This window comes from Kineosporia rhizophila, from assembly GCF_021277265.1.
Taxonomy (GTDB): domain Bacteria; phylum Actinomycetota; class Actinomycetes; order Actinomycetales; family Kineosporiaceae; genus Kineosporia; species Kineosporia rhizophila.
Window position 1 is genome coordinate 18,260 of the sequence record NZ_JAJSOH010000023.1, and the last position, 20,218, is coordinate 38,477.

Annotated in this window: 19 protein-coding genes; 9 read left to right on the forward strand and 10 right to left on the reverse strand. The window is 70.7% G+C overall.

What is annotated here, in order from left to right; genetic code table 11:
* The first annotated feature begins 14 nt into the window (after positions 1 to 14).
* A complete protein-coding gene (locus tag LWF15_RS26320; protein WP_232813619.1) occupies positions 15 to 2,216 on the forward strand; it encodes an MMPL family transporter in 2,202 nt (733 codons plus the stop codon).
* Between the two features lie 50 nt (positions 2,217 to 2,266).
* On the opposite strand, the gene LWF15_RS26325 is transcribed toward LWF15_RS26320, so the two are convergent.
* Complete coding sequence (locus LWF15_RS26325; protein WP_232813620.1) at positions 2,267 to 2,860, reverse strand: cob(I)yrinic acid a,c-diamide adenosyltransferase; 594 nt, start codon at positions 2,858 to 2,860, stop codon at positions 2,267 to 2,269.
* A 151-nt stretch (positions 2,861 to 3,011) separates the two neighbouring features.
* Here LWF15_RS26325 and murA point away from each other — a divergent pair, with 151 nt between their 5' ends.
* Complete coding sequence (gene murA, locus LWF15_RS26330; RefSeq protein ID WP_232813621.1) at positions 3,012 to 4,295, forward strand: UDP-N-acetylglucosamine 1-carboxyvinyltransferase; 1,284 nt, start codon at positions 3,012 to 3,014, stop codon at positions 4,293 to 4,295.
* A 1-nt stretch (position 4,296) separates the two neighbouring features.
* Here murA and LWF15_RS26335 read toward each other — a convergent pair whose 3' ends face one another.
* The gene (locus LWF15_RS26335; protein WP_232813622.1) at positions 4,297 to 4,644 is read right to left on the reverse strand and encodes a hypothetical protein; all 348 of its coding nucleotides are present in this window, start codon (positions 4,642 to 4,644) and stop codon (positions 4,297 to 4,299) included.
* A 212-nt stretch (positions 4,645 to 4,856) separates the two neighbouring features.
* Between LWF15_RS26335 and LWF15_RS26340 the strand changes: the two genes are divergently transcribed.
* Positions 4,857 to 5,240 carry an STAS domain-containing protein gene (locus LWF15_RS26340; protein WP_232813623.1) on the forward strand — a complete coding sequence of 128 codons (384 nt, stop codon included), beginning with the start codon at positions 4,857 to 4,859 and terminating at the stop codon, positions 5,238 to 5,240.
* 70 nt (positions 5,241 to 5,310) lie between these two features.
* Entirely contained in the window at positions 5,311 to 7,191 is a 1,881-nt protein-coding gene (locus tag LWF15_RS26345; RefSeq protein WP_232813624.1) for a Na+/H+ antiporter, read from the forward strand.
* A 67-nt stretch (positions 7,192 to 7,258) separates the two neighbouring features.
* Here LWF15_RS26345 and LWF15_RS26350 read toward each other — a convergent pair whose 3' ends face one another.
* The 5 genes from LWF15_RS26350 to LWF15_RS26370 form a co-directional block, all read right to left on the reverse strand.
* Positions 7,259 to 8,536, reverse strand: a complete 1,278-nt coding sequence (locus LWF15_RS26350; protein WP_232813625.1) for a DUF1501 domain-containing protein — start codon at positions 8,534 to 8,536, stop codon at positions 7,259 to 7,261.
* A gap of 36 nt (positions 8,537 to 8,572) precedes the next feature.
* A complete protein-coding gene (locus LWF15_RS26355; RefSeq protein WP_232813626.1) occupies positions 8,573 to 10,399 on the reverse strand; it encodes a DUF1800 domain-containing protein in 1,827 nt (608 codons plus the stop codon).
* A 375-nt stretch (positions 10,400 to 10,774) separates the two neighbouring features.
* Complete coding sequence (locus tag LWF15_RS26360; RefSeq protein WP_232813627.1) at positions 10,775 to 11,959, reverse strand: RNA polymerase sigma factor; 1,185 nt, start codon at positions 11,957 to 11,959, stop codon at positions 10,775 to 10,777.
* Entirely contained in the window at positions 11,956 to 12,333 is a 378-nt protein-coding gene (locus LWF15_RS26365) for a YciI family protein (protein ID WP_232813628.1), read from the reverse strand. Before LWF15_RS26365 ends, LWF15_RS26360 begins: the two co-directional genes overlap by 4 nt.
* Before the next feature lie 92 nt (positions 12,334 to 12,425).
* Entirely contained in the window at positions 12,426 to 13,355 is a 930-nt protein-coding gene (locus LWF15_RS26370; RefSeq protein ID WP_232813629.1) for an FAD-dependent oxidoreductase, read from the reverse strand.
* Between the two features lie 177 nt (positions 13,356 to 13,532).
* Between LWF15_RS26370 and LWF15_RS26375 the strand changes: the two genes are divergently transcribed.
* A complete protein-coding gene (locus LWF15_RS26375; RefSeq protein WP_232813630.1) occupies positions 13,533 to 13,841 on the forward strand; it encodes a hypothetical protein in 309 nt (102 codons plus the stop codon).
* A 21-nt stretch (positions 13,842 to 13,862) separates the two neighbouring features.
* Complete coding sequence (locus LWF15_RS26380; protein ID WP_232813631.1) at positions 13,863 to 14,177, forward strand: type II toxin-antitoxin system PemK/MazF family toxin; 315 nt, start codon at positions 13,863 to 13,865, stop codon at positions 14,175 to 14,177.
* 53 nt (positions 14,178 to 14,230) lie between these two features.
* On the opposite strand, the gene LWF15_RS26385 is transcribed toward LWF15_RS26380, so the two are convergent.
* Both LWF15_RS26385 and nucS read right to left on the reverse strand, forming a co-directional pair.
* The gene (locus tag LWF15_RS26385; protein ID WP_352396634.1) at positions 14,231 to 15,346 is read right to left on the reverse strand and encodes a quinone-dependent dihydroorotate dehydrogenase; all 1,116 of its coding nucleotides are present in this window, start codon (positions 15,344 to 15,346) and stop codon (positions 14,231 to 14,233) included.
* A 2-nt stretch (positions 15,347 to 15,348) separates the two neighbouring features.
* Positions 15,349 to 16,044, reverse strand: coding sequence for an endonuclease NucS (nucS, locus tag LWF15_RS26390; protein WP_232813633.1), 696 nt, complete (start codon positions 16,042 to 16,044; stop codon positions 15,349 to 15,351).
* 192 nt (positions 16,045 to 16,236) lie between these two features.
* Here nucS and LWF15_RS26395 point away from each other — a divergent pair, with 192 nt between their 5' ends.
* The 3 genes from LWF15_RS26395 to LWF15_RS26405 are packed head-to-tail and all read left to right on the forward strand — an operon-like array spanning position 16,237 to position 18,319.
* Positions 16,237 to 16,623, forward strand: coding sequence for a PadR family transcriptional regulator (locus LWF15_RS26395; RefSeq protein ID WP_232813634.1), 387 nt, complete (start codon positions 16,237 to 16,239; stop codon positions 16,621 to 16,623).
* Positions 16,623 to 17,660 (forward strand): hypothetical protein, encoded by a 1,038-nt coding sequence (locus tag LWF15_RS26400; protein ID WP_232813635.1) that lies wholly within the window; start codon positions 16,623 to 16,625, stop codon positions 17,658 to 17,660. The genes LWF15_RS26395 and LWF15_RS26400 overlap by 1 nt, the downstream gene beginning before the upstream one ends.
* On the forward strand, positions 17,657 to 18,319 hold the full coding sequence (locus LWF15_RS26405) for a hypothetical protein (protein WP_232813636.1): 663 nt from the start codon (positions 17,657 to 17,659) through the stop codon (positions 18,317 to 18,319). Before LWF15_RS26400 ends, LWF15_RS26405 begins: the two co-directional genes overlap by 4 nt.
* Before the next feature lie 76 nt (positions 18,320 to 18,395).
* On the opposite strand, the gene LWF15_RS26410 is transcribed toward LWF15_RS26405, so the two are convergent.
* Positions 18,396 to 20,081 carry a S8 family peptidase gene (locus LWF15_RS26410; RefSeq protein WP_232813637.1) on the reverse strand — a complete coding sequence of 562 codons (1,686 nt, stop codon included), beginning with the start codon at positions 20,079 to 20,081 and terminating at the stop codon, positions 18,396 to 18,398.
* Between the last annotated feature and the right edge of the window lie 137 nt (positions 20,082 to 20,218).

Sequence of the window (20,218 nt, forward strand, 5' to 3'; positions counted from 1 at the left end):
CGAGGCTGATCACCATGACGACAACGACGAACTCGGAACGTTCACGTCTCGTTCCCCCACCGCAGAAGCCGGTGGGACGAGGAGGCCGGTCCGTCGCCTCCTGGTGCGCCCGCCATCGGTGGGTCACTCTTCTTGCCGCGCTCCTGGTGGTGGCGGCCGGCGTCGTGATGCTCGGGGGCGGGCTGAAGACGTCGACGGGGGCCGAGCAGCTGGTCGGGGACTCGCGCAAGGCCTCAGAACTGCTGGAGGGAGCCGACTTCGGGGACCGTCCGACCGAGCACGTCGTGATCAGCGCGCGGAGGGGAACGCTGAGCGACGAGCAGGTGGGCGACCTGGGGGAGCAGATCAGCCAGGCGTTCTCCGGGGTGGCGGGGGTCGCCTCGATCGGCGAGCCGGTGGTCTCCGCCGACGGCCGGACCATGCTGGCCACGGTCGAGCTCGATGCGGAGGTGGACGACTCCGACCGGATCGACGGCACCGCCGAGGCGATGCTGCCGATCACCGACCGGCTGGCCGCCACCCACCCGGACCTGGAGGTGGGGCAGACCGGTGAGGGCTCGCTGAACGTGGGGGTCGGCGAGCAGATCGAGGACGACCTGAAGAAGGCCGAGATCTTCTCTCTGCCGGTCACTCTGGCCATCCTGCTGCTGGCCTTCGGCTCGGTGGTGGCGGCCTTCGTGCCGGTGCTGCTGGGGGTCGCGGCGGTGGGGACCGCACTCGGGCTGACGGCACTGATCTCGCAGACCTACAAGGTCGACCAGAACACCCAGAGCATGGTGCTGCTGATCGGGCTGGCGGTCGGGGTGGACTATGCGCTGTTCGTGATCCGGCGGGCCCGGCAGGAGCGGGCGCACGGCCTCGAGGTGCGCGAGACGATCCAGGTGGCGGGGCGCACGGCGGGCCGGGCGGTGATCATCTCGGGGGTGACCGTGGTGGTCTCGATGGCCGGGATGCTCGTGGCCGGCGGGCTGTACACGTCGCTGGCGATCGGCGCGATGATCGTGGTCGGGATCGCGGTGATCGCCTCGGCCACCGTGCTCCCGGCGATCCTGTCGCTGCTCGGCGACAAGGTGGACCGGCTGCGCCTGCCCTTCATCGGCCGCCGGGTGGGCCGCGAGGCGAGCATCGACGGGCCCTGGGGCCGGCTGGCCGGTGCGGTCACCCGGCGCCCGCTGATCTGGACGCTGGCCGCCACCGGTCTGCTGGTGGCCCTGGCGGTCCCGGCCGCCTCGATGCGCACCTCGCTGGCCGGCGTCGAGTCGCTGCCGCAGGACGTGCCGCAGGTGCGGGCCACGATGACCATGACCCACGCGTTCCCGCAGGAGGGCTCCACCATCGCGATGGTGGTCGGCGCGCCGGCCGACAGCGCGGCGCAGGTGCGTTCGGCGCTTGAGGACGCCTGGCCCGCCGCCCAGGGGACCGGTCAGGTCGCGGGGGAGTCACCGGAGATCCAGACCTCGGCGGAGGGCACGGTCTCGGTGATGCACCTGCCGATCCCGTTCGACGTCTCGGACGAGCGGGCCGGCCAGGCCGTGGAGACCGTGCGCGAGCAGGTGGTCCCGGTGGTCGAGAAGGCCCTGGCCGGCGTGCCCGGCGCCGAGGTGCACCTGGGTGGGGTGGCCGAGGGCACCGAGCTGAGCGAGTGGATGGACAGCCGGCTGCTGCCGGTGGTCGGGTTCGTGCTGGTGCTGACCTTCGTGGTGATGGTGCTCTCGTTCGGCTCGCCGTCGCTGGCGCTGGCCACCGTGGTGCTGAACCTGCTCTCGGTCGGGGCCGGCTACGGCGTGATGACCATGGTGTTCCAGAACACCTGGGCCGAGGACCTGCTGGACTTCACCTCGATCGGCACGATCGCGGCCTGGCTGCCGCTGCTGATGTTCGTGATCCTGTTCGGCCTGTCGATGGACTACCACGTGTTCGTGGTCTCCCGGGTGCGGGAGGCCTGGCGGGCCGGGAACAGCCCGAAGGACGCGGTCCGGCTCGGGGTGGCCCGCAGCGCCGGCACGGTGACCAGTGCCGCGGCGGTGATGGTGGCGGTGTTCGCGATCTTCGCGACCATGTCGGTGCTGGAGATGAAGCAGCTCGGCGTGGGCCTGGCCACCGCCGTGTTCATCGACGCCACCGTGGTGCGGGGGATCCTGCTGCCGGCCGTGCTGGCGGTGCTGGGGGAGCGGGCCCACCGCAAGCCGCGCTGGGTGCCTGCCCTGCACGACTGACCGACCCCGGCAACGGCTCTTCCCGATGTGGGAAGAGCCGTTGCTGTTGTTCAGTCCCGCTCGCCGCCGGGCACCCAGAGCACGTCGCCGGACTCCCGGTTGGCCACCCGGCAGAGGATGAAGAGCAGGTCGCTGAGCCGGTTCAGGTACTTGGCGGTGAGCGGGTTGACGCCGCCGTCGGCCGCCGTGCCGTGCGCCTCCAGGGCGGCCCACACCGAGCGCTCGGCCCGCCGGGTCACCGTGCGCGCCACGTGCAGGTAGGCCGAGGCGACCGAGCCGCCGGGCAGGATGAACGAGCGCAGGGCGGGCAGCGCGGCGTTGAACTCGTCGCAGGCCGCCTCCAGCCGCTCCACGTAGTCGGCGGTGATCCGCAGCGGCTCGTGCTTGGGCGGGGTGCTGGTGAGCGGCACGCACAGGTCCGAGCCCACGTCGAAGAGGTCGTTCTGGACCCGGCGCAGCAGCCGGGCGATCTGCGGGTCCAGTTCGCCGCCGGCCGCCAGGACCACCCCGATCGCGCTGTTGGCCTCGTCGCAGTCGGCGTAGGCGATCAGCCGCGGGTCGTTCTTGGAGGTCCGGCTGAAGTCGCCCAGCGCGGTCGTGCCGTCGTCGCCGGTCCGGGTGTAGATCCGGGTCAGGTTCACCATCCGGTCAGCCTACGAGAACCCGTAACGCCCGGGCCGGGCCCAGCGATATGGGCTTCACCTGTGAGTACGCAGAATGCTGCGGGACGCACGGGCGGTAACCCCTGCCCGGATGTGGGCCACACCGGCCGGATCGGCAATACGATGCCGTGTCGTGGAAGCCTTCCGGATCGTGGGTGGAGCGCCGCTGCAGGGCGGCGTCAGAGTGGCCGGCGCGAAGAACAGCGTGCTCAAGCTGATGTCCGCCGCCTTGCTGACCGAGGGGACGACGACGCTGGTCGACGTCCCCGACATCCTCGACGTCCGGATCATGGTGAAACTCCTGACCCGGCTCGGCTGCGGGGTGGACTACGTCGACGGCAGCGGCATGCTCTCGATCACCACCCCGGCGGTGCCCGGGCACAAGGCCGACTACGACCTGGTGCGGGCGATGCGCGCCTCGATCAGCGTGCTCGGCCCGCTGCTGGCCCGCTGCGGCGCCGCCCAGGTGGCCCTGCCCGGCGGTGACGCGATCGGCTCACGAGGCCTGGACATGCACGTCTCCGGCCTGGAGGCGCTCGGTGCGAAGATCGCGGTGGAGCACGGTTTCCTGGTCGCCGAGGCCCCCGGCGGCCTGCGCGGGGCGGAGATCCGGCTGGACTTCCCCAGCGTCGGGGCCACCGAGAACCTGCTGATGGCGGCCGTCCTGGCGAACGGGCGCACGGTGCTGGACAACGTGGCGCGCGAGCCCGAGGTCGTCGACCTGTGCCGGATGCTGCGCCGGATGGGCGCCAAGATCGACGGGGTGGCCGGCTCCACCCTGGAGATCATCGGCACCGACAGCCTCTCGCCGGTCGAGCACCGTGTGGTGCCGGACCGGATCGTGGCCGGCACCTGGGCGTTCGCGGCCGCCATCACCGGCGGCGACGTGATCGTGCACAACGGCGAGCCCGGGCACCTGGAGCTGGTGATCGACAAGCTGGTCGACGCCGGCAGCGAGGTGATCACCCTGGCCGACGGCTTCCGGGTGAAGGGCGCCGAGCGGCCGAAGGCGGTGGACGTGGCCACCCTGCCCTACCCCGGCTTCCCGACTGACCTGCAGCCGTTCATGGTCACCCTGTGCGCGGTGTCCGGCGGTGCCGCGATGATCACCGAGAACCTGTTCGAGGCCCGCTTCCGGTTCGTCCAGGAGATCGCCCGGCTGGGCGCGCACGTGCGGATGGACGGGCACCACGCGTTCGTGCGGGGCGTGCCCAAGCTCTCCGGTGCGCCGGTCGAGGCCAGCGACATCCGGGCCGGGGCCGCGCTGGTCCTGGCCGGGCTGGTGGCCGAGGGCGAGACCATCGTCTACGAGGCCGGGCACGTCGACCGGGGGTACGACCGGTTCGACCACGCCCTGCGCACCCTCGGCGCCGACGTGCGCCGGTTCGAGGTGAACGAGGCCCCGGCGGCCTCCTGACCTAGAAGCCGGTCGAGGGCGGCGGCGGGGGCGCGGCGAGCACGGCCCGGGCGATCTTCTCGTCCTGCTCGAACACCATCAGGCGCGGGCCGTCCTTGGTCTGCACCAGCTTGGCGCGGATCTGGCCGGCCTCGAGCCGGAGCCGCAGTTGTTCGCCCTCGATCATCGTGGCCGGGGCGGCGACCGGTACGAACAACCCGTACTCGTTCTCGCCGCCCTGCCGGGGCCGCCGTTCCACCAGCGACTTGCCGGAGCTGAAGGTCCAGCGCAGGAACAGCATCATCACGCCGAAACCGGCCAGCACCACGAGGATCGACAACAGGTAGGAGGTGCCGTCGCCGTACAACATGGCACCAGTGTCCTCGTCCGGCCGGATCCGGCGCCACCGGCCGTCGCCGAGGACCTCCGGGCCTGAGTCAGGCGGGTCGGTGCTGTGCTCAGCGGGCTTTCCGTGTCACAGTAGCCCGACGCTCTGTGACGTCCGGCCTCCCTGGGAGTGGGACCACGCGCAAACCGGCGGCACCGGGCGGGGCGACTTGGGGGGAGCACGAGATGGGAATGATGACCGGACCACCGCGGCCACCGGAACCGCGCGCACCGATGGATCCGGCCCCGGGCCCTCGGCTGAGCATCGAGGTACCCGGTCCCGGCACCCTGGTCCGGTTGAAGGGCCGCCTCGACGCGCGTTCGGCCCCGGCCGCCCGGTCGGCGCTGCACGAGGCGGTCGACGGCGGCCAGGGCGGCGACGAGCTGGTGGTCGAGATGAACCAGCTGGAGATCTGGGACGGGGCCGGGCTGGGCGTCCTGGTCGGCACCGCACGGCGGGCCCGTCAGGCCGGCCGCCAACTGGTCCTCACCGGGGTCCGTCCCCGTGAGCTCCGGCTGCTCAGGGTGGCCCGGGTGACCTGGAGTTCCTCGATCCGGCCGGCCGCCCTGGTGGGCTGACCGAACCGGCCCTCACCGGCGTCCTCAATTCTCTCTCAGGCCCCGGACGACACCGTGAGATGATCCCGCGGTGTCTCTGGCGGTCGAACTTGTCATTCTCCTTGCGATCGCTGCCGGAACGGCGGCCCTGGCCGGCCGGCTGGCCCTCTCAGCGCCGCTGTTCCTGACCTTCGCCGGTCTGATCCTGTCGTTCGTGCCCGGTATGCCGGTGCTCCCGCTGGAACCGCACATCGTGCTGGAGGGGCTGCTCCCGCCGCTGCTGTACGCCACGGCCGTGCGTACCCCGCTGATCGACCTGCGCCGTCAGCGCAACGAGATCGGGCTGCTCTCAGTGGTGCTGGTGGTTGTCACCGCCCTGGTGGTGGCGCTGGTGGTGAAGCTGGTCCTGCCCGACGTGCCGTTCGCGATCGCGCTGGCCCTGGGTGCGGTGGTGGCCCCGCCGGACGCGGTGGCCGCCAGCGCGGTGGCCCGCCGGGTCCGGATGCCCCGCTCAGTGGTGTCGCTGCTGGAGGGCGAGAGCCTGCTGAACGACGCCACCGCGCTGGTCACCCTGCGCAGCGCGATCGCGGCGGTCTCCGGTTCGGTCGGGGTGCTCTCGATCGGGCTGGACTTCCTCTGGGCGGTGCTGGGCGGCGTCCTGGTCGGCTGGGTCCTGGCCCAGCTGGTCTCGCTGATGCGCCGCAAGGTCGAGGACCCGGTGCTGGACACCAGCGTCTCGCTGCTGGTGCCCTTCGCCGCCTACCTGGGGGCCGAGCAGCTGCACGGCTCCGGGGTGATCGCGGTGGTGGTGGCCGGGCTGATGCTCGGGCAGCGGGCCACCGAGATCCAGTCGGCGATGTCCCGGGTCACCGAGCGGGTGATCTGGCGGACCGTGCAGTTCCTGCTCGAGAGCGCGATCTTCCTGCTGATCGGGCTGCAGCTGAAGGACCTGGTCACGGCGGCCATCGAGGACGAGTCGACGCCGAACACCGATGTGCTGGTGCTCAGCCTGGCCGTGCTGCTGGCCGTGGTGGTGGTGCGCGGCCTGTGGGTGTTCCCCGCGGTCTACCTGCTGGGCCGCCTGAACCGGCGACAGCCGGGCCCGACCGTCCCGGAGGTCGCCCTGGTCGGCTGGGCCGGGATGCGCGGGGTGGTCACCCTGGCCGCCGCCCTGACCATCCCGGAAGACGTACCGGGCCGGCCCGCCCTGGTGGTCGCGGCCTTCACCGTGGTCGCCGGATCGCTGCTGGTGCAGGGCACCACCCTGCCCTGGCTGGTGCGCCGGCTGAAGGTGGCCGGCCCGGATCCGGCCCAGGACGCGTTGCAGGAGGCCCTGCTCCAGCAGCAGGCGGCCGAGGCGGGGTTGGACCGGCTGGCCGCGACCCGTCGGCCGGAGGACGCGCCGGACGTGGTGCAGACGCTGGAGTCGTGGGGCGAGCGGGTGGCCAACGCGGCCTGGGAACGCCTGGGCTCGAACGAGAACGCGCAGGAGACCCCGGCCGCCACCTTCCACCGGCTGCGGGTCGAGATGCTCGAGGCGGAGCGGCAGGTCACCGCCCGGGTGCGCCGTGACGGCTCGGTGCCGCACGACCTGGTCGAGCGGGTGCTGGAACGGATCGACCAGGAGGAGGCCATGCTCGACGGCTTCTCCACCGGCACCGGACCGTCCGCGGCGGAACAGTCCTCGATGCTCACCGCGCCGAAACCCGGGGCCTGCTCGCACCTTCAGGACCGCCCGCTCACCGTCGCCCCGGCCTCCCGGCCGGACGCCTGCCCGGACTGCCTGGAGCTGGGCGAGCGCCACTGGGTGCACCTGCGGATGTGCCTGGACTGCGGGCACGTCGGCTGCTGCGACTCCTCACCCCGGCGGCACGCCCAGGCGCACTACGAGAGCAGCGGGCACCCGGTGATGCGCAGCATCGAGCTGGGCGAGTGGTGGCGCTGGTGCTACGTGGACTCCGAACTGGGCTGAACCCTCATGACAGAGGGACGGAACCGGACCCCTCACAGTCCGGCTCCGTCCCTCCAGCGACCCTCGGCTACTTGACCAAGCCAACCGTCTTGGGCTTGTAACCGGGGAAGATGTCGGTCGTGGAGTCCACGCCGACCCGCTTCTTCAGCACCTCGGAGACGATCGAGCGGTAGTCGGTGGTCCCGGCCAGGTCTCCGTCGACCAGCTTGGCCGCGCCCAGACCGGGCCAGCGGCCGTGCACGCCCTTGTTCAGGCCGCCGCCCAGGGCCAGCACCACGTTGCCGTGGCCGTGGTCGAGCCCGCCGGAACCGTTCTCCTCGAGCCGGCGGCCGAACTCGCTGAGGGTGATCAGCGTGGTGCGCTTCAGGCCGTCGGTGCCCAGCTCGGCCGCGAACGCGGCCAGGGCCTTGCTCATCTCCTGCAGCTGGTTGAACATCCAGCCGCCGTCGGACTTGCCGAGGTTCACGTGCATGTCCCAGTTGCCGTAGTCGACCGTGGCCACCCGCAGCCCCATGTCGGCCTTGATCAGCCGGGCCACGTCGTGCAGGGCGTTCCCCAGCCCGCTCTCCGGATAACCCAGGTCCTTGGCCGACTTACCGGCGTTCTTCTGCAGCTTGCCCATCCGGCCGACCGCGCCCAGGGCGTTGGTCATCGGCGCCTTCAGCTCCGGCGCGGCCCCGGTGTGCAGGGTCTTCATCGCCGAGCGCCAGCGCGACAGCGGCACCAGGTCCTCGGCCACCGAGAGCTTCACCCCGGCGATCGAGTTCATCGCGAACTTCATGTTCGGCCCGATCATCGAGTCCGGCAGCGAGCCGGAACCGACCTGGGTGCCGGCGAAACCACCGAGGTCGCCCAGACTGCCCAGGGTGCGGTCGATCCAGCCGGTGCGCAGGCTGGACGACGGTGCGGCGCGCTCCATCTCGGCCATCGCCTCGAAGTGCGAGCGGGTCGGGTCGGCCTGGCCCACGGCGTGCACCGCGGCCATCGTGCCGTTGTCGAACAGCTTGAACACCGGCTCCATGGCCGGGTGCAGGCCGAACATCGAGTCGAGCTTCTTCGACTGCCCGGCGGCCACCTTGATGCCCGGGCGGGCCTTGGCGTAGGCCGGGTCGCCCAGCGGCACCACGGCGGACAGGCCGTCGAAGCCGCCGCGCAGCGAGAGCACCACCAGAGTGCCGGTGCCGGCCGGGGCGCCGAAGGCCAGGGTGGCCCCGGAAACCGTGGTGGCAGTGGCCAGTCCGCCCACTGCGGCCATCCGGAACAGGGTGCGCCGGGAGACGCCCCGGTTCTCCGGGCAACCGCAGTCGAGCATCTGCTCCGGCGTCTGCGGGATCATCGTCGTCATCAGTTCTGCAACCGTTCTGTTCAGACGGACCGGCGGTCAGACCGAGAGGTGGGCCGGGGCGGACAGGAAGAGCGTCGCGGTCAGCGCGATCGTCTCGTGCTGCTCCCAGGAGTTGGCGTTGAACGTCTTGGGCAGCTTGGTGCCGTTCAGCAGGGTGACCGCGGCCGAGCGCTCGCGCTTGGTCGGGTTGCGGCCGAAGATCTTCTTGCCCACCGCGGTGATCACCCCGGCGCGCGTGGTCGGCTTCTTGCCCAGCAGCTTCTCCGGCCCGGGCAGCGACATCTTGCTCGGCCACCAGCCGTGCACCATGGCGGTGGTGGAGTTGAACACCTGCAGCGCCCCGGCCGGCGACTGCCAGGAGGCCGCCCGGTCGGCGTAGCCGTTCGGCATCGACCAGCCCAGCGGACCGTGCCCGGCGTCCTTGACCACGTAGTACAGGTCCAGCAGGGCCTTGCCGTTCGAGCCGTTCTTCACCCCGATCGCCCGGGCGCTGGCCACCACCTGCTCCATCGGCCGGCGGATCTTCTCACCGCTGGAGGCGGCGAACTCCGGCGAGCTGAACAGCGCGCGCAGCACCGGAACGATCGCCGTGTCGTTCTTCGTGTACACCTTGGCCAGGCTGGTCACCAGCGACTTGGGCGGGCTGTCGGAGACGAAGTGGGTGGCCAGCTTGGTGGCGATGTTGCGGGCCGTCTTCGGGTGCCGGGCCAGATAACGCAGGTACTTGCGCTGCGCCACCTGACCTTTCGCTGCGTCGGCGTTGGCGATGCTGAAACCGTAGGCCTTGATCCGGCCGGTGTAGTGGCGCTGCGGCTCGTACTTGCGCTTGCCGTCCCAGAACGTCCAGCCGGTCAGCAGCAGGGCCGAGCGCTGGATGTCCTTCTCGGTGTAGCCGCCGTTCACCCCGACCGTGTGCAGCTCGAGCAGCTCACGGGCGTAGTTCTCGTTCGGCGCGTCCTTGGTCGAGTTGGCCGCGTCGAGGAAGGTCAGCATCGCCGGGTGAAAGGCGCTGGCCAGCAACAGGTCCTCGAACGAGCCGAGGGCGTGCTTGCGGACCACGTCGATCTGGTAGCGGTGCCGGGTGTCCCAGACGTCGCTGCTCGGGCAGGCGATGTTCAGGTGGTTGGACCAGAAGTCGACCATCACCTCGTACAGCTCGCGGCTGGAGAACAGCGCCCGGCCCAGGTGATTGGCGCAGACGTCCATCATCACGTCCCAGGCGCCCACTTTCAGGCCGCTGCGGGTCTGCGCGATGCTCCAGCGCAGGTCCGGGAACTGGGCGTCGACGGCCTGGCCCTTCGGGTCCTTGATCTTGGCCGGCCGCAGCTGGCGCTCCAGCCAGGCCGAGGCGCCGAGGCGCTCGATCGAGCGGTCGCTGGCCACGGTGCGCCCGTAGGTGGCCCGGCCGATCAGCAGGTCGGCGTCGACCTTGATCTTCTTCTTGGCGGCGGCGGCCGCACCGGTGGTACCGGTGAGCGTGGCGGCCTTGGACGAACCGTGCAGCACGGTCGCCGAGGCGCCGGACGAGGAGACCGCGGCGCCGGTGCCCGCACTCGTGGTCAGGCCCGCGCCGGTGCTCGCGCTGCCGGCGACGGCCTGCTCGGTGGTCAGGGTGGCGGCGGCCGTGGCGCTGCCGCTGCCCCCGCCCCGCATCAGCAGGTAGCCGGTGCCGCCCGCCGCCGCCACGGCGGTGGCCCCGCTGACCAGCATGCTGCGCCGCGAGACGCCGGCCGCGACCAGTGGACGCGCCGGTGCACTCGTGCGCCGGGGGCGGGTGAGGGGTGCGGACGAATTCTCCGCGGAGACCTTTTGGCCCGCCTGGTCACCGGTGTTCTCACCAGCCGGCGGAAAGCCCTCTGTCATCCGTGTATTCCTCCTGCAACCGCGCCCGGGGGACGGGGCATCGTGTGAAGTCGCAGGAAACTTACAAGTTTTTCGCCAAGTGGGGCAACCATTGACCAGCGGCATCCGACTAAGGGGGTTGAGCCGCGGAAATGTGCTGGTGAGCGCGCGGTTACGGGTTAAGTCAAACCAGCGTCAAGAAGCACTCAACGCAGAATGCGAAGCCCTCGGCAACCCTGTGAAAACCTTAAGCCGAGTTAATGAAAGTGCGTATTTTCTTGGTGCTGGAGGGCCGCAGGAGCCGGAAAAATTAATGACGAGGGTGAGCGGCGACCGCACGAATCTTGCGCCCTGCTGTGGCTGGGTGACGCTGTGTTCGGCGGCCTTGCGGTGAGGCTACGATCCGGAACCCGGCGCCGGCCGGGAACGCAGGAACTGCGCCCCGTTCTCGTCGCCGGCCAGTTCGGCCAGATCGGCCGCTCGGCGGTACGCCTCGGTGGCCTCCCGCCCGGCCCGCGCGAGCAGATCCGCCCGGGCCGCCCAGTAGGGCTGAAAAGTCTCTACTCCCGACGCGGGCAGCTGAGCCAGGCCCGCCTCGGGGCCGTGCAGCCGTCCTGTGACTACCGCCGCCGCAACCTTGGCGCCGAGCCCGGGGGCCACCGCCAGAAGTGCCGTGTACAGAATGTTCAGCGCGGCCCAGTCGGTGCTTCCGGTGCGCCGGCGGTCGACATGCACCGCCTGGATGGCGGCCTCCAACTGAAAGCGTCCCGGCGGGCCGGACGGCCGTGCCCTGCGCAGTAGCGCTTCCCCTTCATCAAGTAGTTGCGAGTCCCACTCGGCCGGGTTCTGCTGTTCCAGGGGCACGAAAGTGCCGGTGCGGGAACGAGAACGGGCCAGGGTAAGGGTGGTGAGCGCGGCCAGCGCCCAAGCTTCGGCCTCGTCTTCGAGCAGCGCCGCCAGCGTCACGGCCAAGTACCGCGCCTCGCCGGCGCTGGTGCTGATCGCGGCGCATCCGTAGACCGCTTCCAGCACGGCGGTCAGGCGTTCCGGCAGCACCCGGCGGTCCGGCACGGAGAACGGGATGCGGGTGTTCTTGATCCGGCGCTTGGCCCGTACCAGCCGCTGGGCCATGGTGGACGACGGCACAGCGAACGCCCGGGCGATCTCGGCCGCCTCGAAACCCATTACCACCTGCAGCATCAGCGGGGTACGGGCGGCCGGGTCGATGGCCGGGTGGGCGCAGACGAAGAGCAGTTCGAGGCGGCGCTCGCCGATGGCCAGAGGATCGTGGTCAGCCAGGGGGTCGTACGTGGCGTCCCCCTCGTCGATCGGCGCCGAGGTACGGGCTGCGGCCGACTTCCAGACATCGCGCTGCCGGTTGCGGGCCACGGTCAGGAGCCAGCCCTCCGGGTTGTCCGGCACTCCCTGAGCGGGCCAGTGGCGCAGCGCCGCCTCGAAGGCCCCGGCCAGGGCATCTTCGGCCAACGCGAGATCCCCGGTGGGGGCGGCCAGAAGCGCTACCAGCCGGCCGTAGGAGGAGCGGGCGGCATGCTCGGCCGCCGCCCGCGCCTCCTCGCTCACGTGTTGGGCGTCCAGACTCCGGCCACCGTGTGCACGGCCCCCGGCCGGATCTCCACCGACCCCCACTGCGCCTGCGGCGCCTCCCGGGCCCAGGCGATCGCCGCATCCAGGTCGGCCACATCGATCACGATGGTTCCGGCCAGCTGATCCTTGGTGTCGGCGAACGGGCCGTCCTGCACCTGCAGCGACCCGTCCACCACCCGGATCGTGGTGGTGGCGGACGAGGGCTGGAGCACTTCGGCGGCGATCAGTACCCCGGCGGCCTGGAGGGTGGCGGCGTAGCTGCGCATCGCCTGCCGGCCCGCTTCCATCACCTCGGGCGGGAGCACCTGGGCGGCCTCTTCGGAGACGTGCATGAGAAGCGTGTAGCGCATGACGTTCTTTCCCTTCGTCGTCGCACGGGCAGGTCTGGTTCGCAGTGATGACGAGCCAGGACCGGGCCGATCGACAGCCCTCGGGAAGTTTTCTACGTCAGTGCGGAGACCTGGGCCAGCACATCGTCGGCACAACCCCAGGAAAGCGTGACCCCGCTGCCGCCGTGGCCGTAACAGTGGATCGTGGTGCCCTCGGCGCCTCGTACCGTCTCCAGCCGGACCGCGGGCCGGGCCGGCCGCAGACCGACCCGGTGGGCGAGCACGGTGGCCCGCTCGAGCGCCGGCACCAGTTCCTTCGCCCGCTCAAGGATCTGCGCGGCCAGCGCTTGGTCGGGGGTGGTCTCGAAGTCGTTCTCCTGGGCCGTACCCCCGATGACCACGTGCCGGGCGTGGGGCAGGACGTAGGTGAGCACGTCCGGATCGGCGTCGTCGGCCCACCATTCGGTGATGCCCGGGTTGGACATCCGCAGCACCTGGCCGCGCACCGGGTAGACGCTCGGGTCGGCCGCCAGGGCGCGGCTGGCCAGCCCTGTGCAGTTGACCACCAGACCCCGGGCCGGCAGGGCGCTCAGGGGCATCCGGGTCAGCGTGCCGCCCGCGGCCTGCAGGCGGGCGACGAGATACGGCAGGTAGACGGTCATGTCGACCATCGGCACGGTGAGGTGCCAACCGCCGCGGTGCCGGGGGTGCGGATGATTCACGTAGGTCAGGTCGACAGGCAGCCCGTCGGCCCAGGTCGGCCGCTCGGAAAGCCCGACGATGTACCCCGGCCGCAGCACCACGCCCGTCTCGTCTTCCTGGGCCAGCCGGGACAGTGCGTGATAGGTGGCCTGCGCCCAGCCGGCCACCAGGTCGGCGGGCTCGGCCAGGAACGGCTGCCACAGTCCCCCGGCCACGGCCGAGGTGGTCTCCAGCGGCATCTCCCGGGCCATCACGTCCACCGGATGTCCTGCCTCGGCCAGCCGGACCGCGCAGGACAAGCCGATGACACCCGCGCCGATGACGGTGATCCGTGCAGCCATAAGAGGGATGGTGCCGTGACCGGGTGTCAGCGTGCTACCTGACGTCCACCATTCGGGTCTAGGCAGAAAACGTCTGGGGAGGCCAGGGTGCCCTCCGTTGCGCCGGGACGGCTGGGGTCCTCACCGTCCGGCCTACTCAGGTTGAAGTGACTCACATTCTGGGTCACTATCTGACTCATGAGCACGACCGCACCTATCCGCAAGAACGTGCCCCTCGACGAGAACCTGATCCACGCTGTCGAGGCCGCCCGTACCCCGGGCTCCACCTACAACTACGCCCTCACCCATCTGGCCGGTCATTCGGCCGCGAAGTCGGAAGCCACCACCCTCACCGCGCTCGTGCAGCTCGGGGTGAAGGCTCTCGACGAGGCCGTGCTCGAGCAGGCGTACGTCGACATGGCCGCCCAGCGTCAGGAGGACGCCGACACCATCAGCTACCAGCAGGCTCTGCGTGCGCGCCGGCGGCGCTCCAGCACCGACGACTGATCCGTCACTTTCGGGGGAACTTTGCTCAAGCCCATCCGCAACCACGTCTACATGGCTGATGTGGGGCACGGCGACAAGCCGTGGTTGGTCGTGTCGAACAACCACCGCAACGGGAACCTGGACACGGTTCTGGCGGTGCGCATCACGACCACCGACAAACAAGCGGCGGCGCCTACGGTCGTGCCACTGTCTGCTCACGATCCTCTGGTCGGCTGGGCGTTGTGCGACGACCTGGTCCAGCTGTTCCACGACGAGCTGAAGCGGCACATGGGTGTGCTGACGGCACCGACGATGCGAGATGTGGAAGACGGCCTGAGGATCGCTATGAGCCTCTGAGCCGCCTTCGTCGGTCGGCGAGCTGGCTTACGTCCACAGATCGAGGACGTCGGTCAGCCCGCCTTTGTGTCGGCTCCCACGGCCTCGTTCACCGACGAGAACCCGTCGGCGCGAAGCCTTTCCGCGATCCGCCGCTGCACCTGACGGGGCCAGAGCAGCCCGCCGTAGATGAATCCGGTGTACGCCTGCACCAGCGTGGCCCCGGCCCGGATGCGCTCGTAGGCCTCGTCGCCGGTCATGATGCCGCCGGCCGCGATCAGGACCATGTCGTCGCCGACCCGGGCGCGCAGCCGGCGCAGCACCTCCAGCGCGCGCTCGGCCACTGGCGGACCGGACAGGCCGCCCGCACCGAGCGCCTCCACCTGGTCGGCTGGGGTGTTCAGGCCGGCCCGGGAGATGGTCGTGTTGGTCGCGATGATGCCGTCCAGGCCGAGTTCCAGGGCCAGGTCGGCGACCGCGTCCACGTCCTCGTCGGAAAGGTCGGGGGCGATCTTCACCAGCAGCGGCACCCGCCGGGTACCGGTTCCCCGGCCGGCCGGGGCGGATGCATCGAGAGTGCGCCGAACCGCGCTCAGCAGCGGGCCCAGCGAGGCCACGGCCTGCAGGTCGCGCAGCCCGGGGGTGTTCGGCGAGCTGACGTTGACCACCAGATAGTCGGCCACCGGGCCGAGCCGGGCGGCGCTGGCCACGTAGTCCTCGATCGCGTCGGCCGGGCCGACCACCTTGGACTTGCCGATGTTGGCGCCGACCAGGGCGTGCCCCTGACGGCTCTTCAGCCGGACCGCGGCTGCGGTGGAACCGTGGTTGTTGAAGCCCATCCGGTTGACCAGGGCCCGGTCGGCGGGCAGCCGGAACAGCCGGGGCTTGGGGTTGCCGGGCTGGGGACGGCCGGTGAGCGTGCCGATCTCGACGAAGCCGAAGCCCATCGCGGCCAGCGCGTCGGGGGCCAGCGCGTCCTTGTCGAAGCCGGCGGCCAGGCCGAGCGGGCCGGGGAAGTCCAGGCCGAGGGCCCGGGTGCGCAGCACCTCGTCGCCCGGGGCGAGCAGCTTCTCGAACTGGGTGCGCAGCGCCGGGACGCGCTCGAGCAGGCGGATCAGGGCGAAGGCGCCGTGGTGCGCGGTCTCGGCCGGGACCCGGACCAGCAGGTGCTTGAAGACAAGTCGGTACAGCATCAGAAAAGCCGGGTCTCCACATCGTCCAGGCCGCGCATCTCGTCGTAGTCGAGGATCACGCAGCGGATCCCGCGGTCCTCGGCGAGGACCCGGGCCTGGGGCTTGATCTCCTGGGCGGCGTAGACGCCGCTGACCGGGGAGAGCAGCGGGTCGCGGTTCATCAGCTCGAGGTAGCGGGTGAGCTGCTCGACCCCGTCGATCTCGCCGCGTCGCTTGATCTCGACCGCCACCGAGGCCCCGCCGGAGTCCCGCACCAGCAGGTCGACCGGGCCGATCGCGGTCATGTACTCGCGCCGGACCAGCGACCAGCCCTCGCCCAAGCGCTCCACCTGCTCGGCCAGCAGCTTCTGCAGGTGCGCCTCGACCCCGTCCTTGACCAGGCCCGGGTCGACGCCCAGCTCGTGCGTGCTGTCGTGCAGCACCTCGTGCAGGTTCACGATCAGCCGGTCGTCGGTCTTCGCGCTCTGCACCGTCCAGACCTCGACCACCCCGGCCTCGGCGGCCGTCTCGTCGGGGGTGGCGACCGAGAGCTTGGCGGGCGGGCTCATCCAGTTCAGCGGCTTGTACGAGCCGCCGTCGGAATGCACCAGCACACTGCCGTCGGCCTTCACCATCAGCAGACGGGTGGCGAGCGGAAGGTGGGCGGTCAGCCGCCCGGCATAGTCAACGGAACAACGAGCGATAACCAGACGCACGGTGGACGAGCGTAGCTGGAACCCGGACCGGACGTCGGCAACCGGGCATCCCGCGCGGGCCGGACCGGCCGGCTCAGCTGGGCCGGCCGACATCCGCTCCCGCATCGTGGACACTACTGCGCAATGCGCGGTACCTTCTGTGCCGCGGCAGTGGGCAGGGGCCGGTTCGCGGATCACGGGCTGAGGAGAGGGATGGACACGACGCAGTTGCTCAAGGGGGTGCTCGACGTGGCCGTGCTCGCCGTGGTCGCGCAGGAGGACGGGTACGGCTACGACGTGGTCCGCCGGTTGCGCACGGCCGGGCTGGAGGGCGTGGGCGACGCCTCGGTCTACGGCACGCTGCGCCGGCTCTACGCCGGGGGCTCGCTGACCTCGTACGTGGTGCCCTCGGACGAGGGCCCGCACCGCAAGTACTACGGCATCACGCCGCGCGGGCGTGAGGAACTCGGCGCCCAGCGGCAGACCTGGGCCGGATTCGCCGACACGATGACCGCGCTCCTGGCCGAGCCGGGCAGTTCGTCGGGCAAGACGGTGCCCCTGGCCGGCCGCCGGTGGGCGAACGCTTCGGAGGGGAACTGATGAGCGCGGTGGTCGAGGCGCCCGGCCCGGTGCAGTACGTGGCCGCGGTGCGCGAGGCTCTGAGTGATCTGGAGCCGGAGGAGATCGAGGAGCTGACCGGCGGGCTGGAGGCCGACCTGGCCGACGCACTGGCCGAGAGCACGGCCCTGCCCGACGAACTGTTCGGCCGGCCCGAGGTCTATGCGGCGGAGCTGCGAGCGGCGGCCGGGCTGCCGGCCCGGGTCGACGAGCCCAAGCCGTCGCCGCGCCGGTTCAGCTTGCTGGCTGAGATCGACCGCCGCAAGCAGGCTTTCGTCACCTGGCTCGATGCCCAGCCGATCGGTCCGGACGTGCGGGCGTTCGGCGTCACCTGCCTGCCGTTGTGGTGGGCTCTACGCGGATACGTGGTGTATCAGCTGATCCAGGTGGTCAGCGGGGTTGAGAGCTGGGCGCCGGAAGGGATCGCGGGCTGGCTGCTGTGCCTGGTGCTGATGATCGCCAGCATCGAGGTCGGCCGCCGGAACCTGGCCCTGCGCAACCGGATCAGCATCCGTCTGACCCGGGCGGCCAATCTGGCCACCGGGATCGCCCTGTTCCTCGGGGTCGCCTCACTGCTGTCCTGGGCTCAGCCCGTTGACAGCGAGAGCGAGACTATGGCGGGCTACGTCGAAGTGTCTTCCAACGAGGGCGTTCTCAACAACGGCGAGCTGGTGCGCAACATCTTCCCCTACGACGCCGAGGGCAATCTGCTGAAAGACGTGCAGTTGTTCGACGACCAGGGGCGGCCGCTCGTTCCTTCGGAGAAGCTCTGGTACGAGGAGGAGTTCAACAACCAGATCCAGGTGGCTCCGGCCCAGACCGCCGACGAGCAGTTGCGCTACAACGTCTACCCGCTCAAGGAGACTCTGAACGCCGAGGACGACGGCTTCGGCAATCCGGTACTGCGCAACCTGCGCGACGCCACCGCTCCCAGCCGCATGCAGTACCCGGTCACGCCGCCGACCGTGCCCAACACACTGCCCGACACCGAGCCGATCCCGGGGGATGAGGCGCCATGAGCACCATCGCGCAGAAGACCGACGCCGTAGGAGATTACGTCGACGCCGTGCGGGCCGAACTGGCCGACCTGCCGGCCGACGCGGTGGCCGAGCTCACCGAGGGCCTGGCCGCCGACCTGACCGAGACGATGGCCGTGCAGCAGGACCAGCCGACCACCGCGGTGGACATGTTCGGCCTGCCGGCGACGTATGCCGCCGAGTTGCGCAGCGCCGCCGGGCTGGGCCGCCGTCCGCGCATCCGCCTGCCCCGCGGTCGTTCCTGGACGTTCGCGCGTGGTCTGTCGCGGGCCTTCGACGTGATCCGGGAAGACGTCCGGTACCAGTTCGGTGCGGCCCTGGCCGACCGCCGCTGGTGGCCCGGGCTGCGGGACTTCCTGCGCGCGGTCCGCCCGTCCTGGTGGGCTTTTCGCGCTTTCCTGGCCTACTGGTACATCTCCCAGCTCGGCGCCCAGAGCATTCACGAGCCGCTGGGCAAGGACCTGGGGCTGCCGCACAGCCCACTCACCTGGCTGGCCATGCTCGGTCTGCTGGTGCTGAGCGTCGAGCTCGGCCGCCGTCGGCTGCCAGCGCTGGCCGGGGCCGCACTGGTCGTGTTCAACGTCTGGCTGGTCGCGGTAGTGCTGTTGGTTCTCCCGGTCAGCGTGTACTGGGCCCGGTAAACCCGATCAACAACTGAGGACGCCGGTGGGCACCATGGGTGCCCACCGACGTCCTCAGTTCGTGGTGCCCTTGCAGTTAGAGCCTTCCGGTCACCGCGGCCTTGGCATTGACGATGCCGTGACCGTAGAAGCCGTTGTCGTGCTTCGGGCCCTCACAGGTGGAGGTGCTCTGCGCGACCGTGCCGTCCGGGAGGATCCGGGTGTACTGCACGGTGGCCGGGGTCGGGCACGGCGTCTCGACCGCCGACTTCAGCAGCTTGGCCTCGGTCTTGGCCGGGCTCAGGCCCAGACCGCTGCGGTCCTTCTTGCCGTACTCGCTGACGATCAGGGCGGCCACGCCCGCGGCGTGCGGCGAGGCCATCGAGGTGCCCTGCAGGTACTGGTAGTACCCGCAGACCTTGCCCTTGCAGGACTTCACCACGGCGGCGTTGGTCGGTTCGCCGTTCGCGTCGATGTCACCGTTCAGCACGGCCAGGTGCTTCGGGTAGGCGGCGAGGATGCCGGCGCCGAAGTTCCGCTTCTGGTCGGGGGTGTCGTACACGTCACCACCGGGGGCGGCCACGTCGGTCACCCCGTAGCTGGAGTAGTAGGCCTTGCGCTTGCTCGGGCCGGTGGAGCTGACCGTGACCACGCCCTTGCTCTGCGCCGGGACGTTCAGGCACGAGGCGTCGACGGTGCGGGTGTGGGCCTGGCCCTCGGGGTAGTTCGGCGAGGTGGCGTCGGTGCGGGACTTGGTCAGGTCGTGGTTCTCGTTGCCCTCGGCCGCGACCGGCAGCACGCCCTTGTGGCGGGCGTAGTCGACGGCCCGCTGCACCGCGGTGCGGGCGACCTGCTGCTGCTTCTGCTGCTCCGGCGTGTCGGCCGGGTTGTTCGTGCAGTTGTAGAGCCACGGGTCGACGTAGTAGCTCATGTTGACCACGTCCACGCCGATGTCGCCGGCGTAGGTGAGCGCGTCGAGCGTGGCCTGCAGGAAGAAGTAGCCCGAGTCCTGACCGGCCCGGATGTTCACCAGGGTGACCTCCGGGGCGACACCGGCGATGCCGAGGCCGTTGACCGGGGAGCCGATCGTGCTGGCGACGTGGGTGCCGTGGCCGTCGTCGTCGACGTCGGCCGGGTCCTTGCAGTCGGCCACCTCGCACGCCCCGTCGATCTCGGGGATGTCGGTGACGAAGTTGCGCGAGCGCTTCTTGTCGAAGTTCGGCGCGATGTCCGGGTGGCTGCCGTCGACGCCGGTGTCGATGATCCCGACCAGGACCTTCTTGCTGCCGGGCTGCTTGCCGTAGGACCCCTTGGGGGTGGCGTCGATCTGCTTCATGTCCCACTGCAGGTCGGCCAGCGGCTCGCTGCTGGAGGTCTTGCCGCCGCCCTTGGCGGTGCCCCCCTGCGCGCCGGACTGGGCCCGCAGCAGCTCGATCTTCGCGGCGTCGGCCTTCTTCGCCTTGGGCGCTCGGCCGATCACCTCGTCGGGGGCGGCCCCCAGCACCGAGGCGTCGGCGTTCACCGCACTCTGGAAACCGGCCTTGTCGCTGCGCGCGACCACGTAGCCGAGCGCGGCGTTCTCGGAGACCACCGTGCCGCCGGCCTTCTCGACCGCGGCCTTGGCGGCCAGGGTGCCGCCGGCCTCCTGCAGAACGATGTAGTCGGTCGCCGCGGCCTTCTGGGCCACGGGCGCCGGAGCGGCCGCGGCCGGGGTGGAGGCCACCAGTGCGGTTCCGGCGACGGCAGTGATCGCCGTCACCAGATAGACGCCCAGTTGTCGCATCGATTCGGTCCCTTCGTCGCGGGGGAGTGCGCGGGGTGGAACGGACGAGCTGGATGCTGCTGAAGTACCGGCGGTGCCTCGGACGTGGCTGCTGAGGAAGATCCATCGGAATGGATCAAAAGCGGCAAAGCAGTTCA